This window comes from Daejeonella sp., assembly GCF_049655485.1.
Lineage (GTDB): Bacteria > Bacteroidota > Bacteroidia > Sphingobacteriales > Sphingobacteriaceae > Daejeonella.
On sequence record NZ_JBASJU010000266.1, the window covers coordinates 1 to 1,844 of the forward strand.

Annotated in this window: 2 protein-coding genes; one reads left to right on the forward strand and one right to left on the reverse strand. The window is 39.5% G+C overall.

Annotated elements, in window-relative coordinates; all coding sequences use genetic code 11:
- A partial coding sequence (locus WBJ10_RS11350; RefSeq protein WP_424290367.1) for a LytR/AlgR family response regulator transcription factor occupies positions 1-713 on the forward strand: 713 nt, incomplete at its 5' end.
- Here the strand turns inward: WBJ10_RS11350 and WBJ10_RS11355 are convergent.
- A partial coding sequence (locus tag WBJ10_RS11355) for a thiopeptide-type bacteriocin biosynthesis protein (RefSeq protein ID WP_424290369.1) occupies positions 661-1,844 on the reverse strand: 1,184 nt, incomplete at its 5' end. The two genes, WBJ10_RS11350 and WBJ10_RS11355, sit on opposite strands and share 53 nt — an antisense overlap.

Here is a 1,844-nt window from a genome sequence, read left to right on the forward strand (position 1 = left end):
ATGATGAACCGGATTCAATTGATATCATTACAGATTATATTGAACAGACGCCCAACCTAAAGCTTGTTCATTCTACAACAGATCCAAGGGACATACTCTCGGTAATCAAAAAGCCAGGCTTGCCTAAGATCACTTTCCTGGATATAGAAATGCCAGGATTAAACGGGCTCGAGGTGGCAGGACTTATCAATTCTCACACCGCTATCATTTTCATCACGTCACATACCGAACATGCTGTTGAGGCTTTTGAAAAGGACGCCTTCGATTACCTTATCAAACCCGTTTCTTATTCCAGGTTTTTGAAGGCGGTATTAAAAGTGCAAAGTCGCATTCAAAATGGGGTTGAAAGCCCGGGACAAGAGGACAACTATTACTATATTAAAGGCAACCTTGGAGAACTAATCAAAATTCGGATCAATGAAATTCTTTATATCGAGTCACTTCTAAATTACGTTCGAATCTATACGATAGACAATGTTCACACTACCTACCTCACTTTGAAAGAGTGTGAATTCAAGCTAAACGGCAAAAAATTTCTAAAGGTGCATAAAAGCTATGTTGTCAACCTGGAAAGGATTGTAAAAAACGCGAACAATGAACTGACCATGGAAAATAAAGAGAAATTACCGATCGGAGCTGCGCAAAGAGCGGAATTAATGGTTAGGTTGAAGAACAGAATTTTCTCATCGGGGAGAAGGAAGACTTGGGATTGATCCCCTTCCAGACTTTCCTAAGAAAATAATAACATTTCTCTTCAAGATACTTCTGATCACTCAAGAAAAGTCGGTTTAGGTGCATGTGATTAATGTCTATGATAACCTGCAATTTTGCATCCATGGCGAGATGCTGGGTGGCTTTCTGGAGCTCCACTAAATAATGGTGCTCACTTAGCTTTTTCTCTTGATAATCTATTAAATACTCATAAAACCCCTGTCTCTCATATCTAATTTCCATATCCAGAGCTACCTTCTCAGCTTTTGCAAGTCGATGAGAAAAGCCTCTGGTAATTTGATCTATCTCAGTCAGATTAAACTCCATTGCCTGACAAACCATCAGCAAATGCCGCAGTCCGGAAAACAGTATGTGATTTTCAACATCTTCAACTAAATCAGCAGATGTAAGTTCTGAAATCACGATCTCACTACTTTGTTCAAAAAGTTTCTCAGCTGATTGGATTCCAATAGAGGCGTAGCGCTCATACTCTGGAAAATAAGTTGACAATTCTAGCTTTTTAATATTTGGCAATGCGCGCAGAACAGCCTCAAGTTTTATAAATGAGCACGCAACATGTGACTCCCCGCCTGGTATTAGCTTCAAGCGGAGACGTAAATGAAAATCCTCATCGAAAAAACTGATAAAAAACCAGGAACTGATGTTTCCGTTACGAAAATTTTCAAGGATAAACGGCCTGATATAATCTACTAGCAGGTCGCTATAACCCACCGGGTGTAGATATATTTTCAAAAAAAACCAGTCATCAAAGGGAAAAATTCTTTCCTTATTTACTGGTATCTGATGCCACTGATAACTGGCCAAATTTGAGGATTGGTAAGATGTCTCTCTATTTGTAAGGAAAGCAATAAATTCATGGGCATAGCCGTTGCCATCTCCATCTTTTACTAATAATTCCTGGCCTGGTAAATACTCCCTCAAAATGATCCTTCCCGTAGCAGGGGCGGTTGCAAGCAGCAATTCCATATCCTTATGGGAGGTCTGATCAATATGGAGCAGATGATCATGTACCTCATAGGAAAATTCTTTTGGCAACTCAAGCTTTTCTGCGAGCTTCTGAAATCTTTTGATTTGATCTTCCTTGTTCATGTTTCTCATTTCACTCAGAGCTT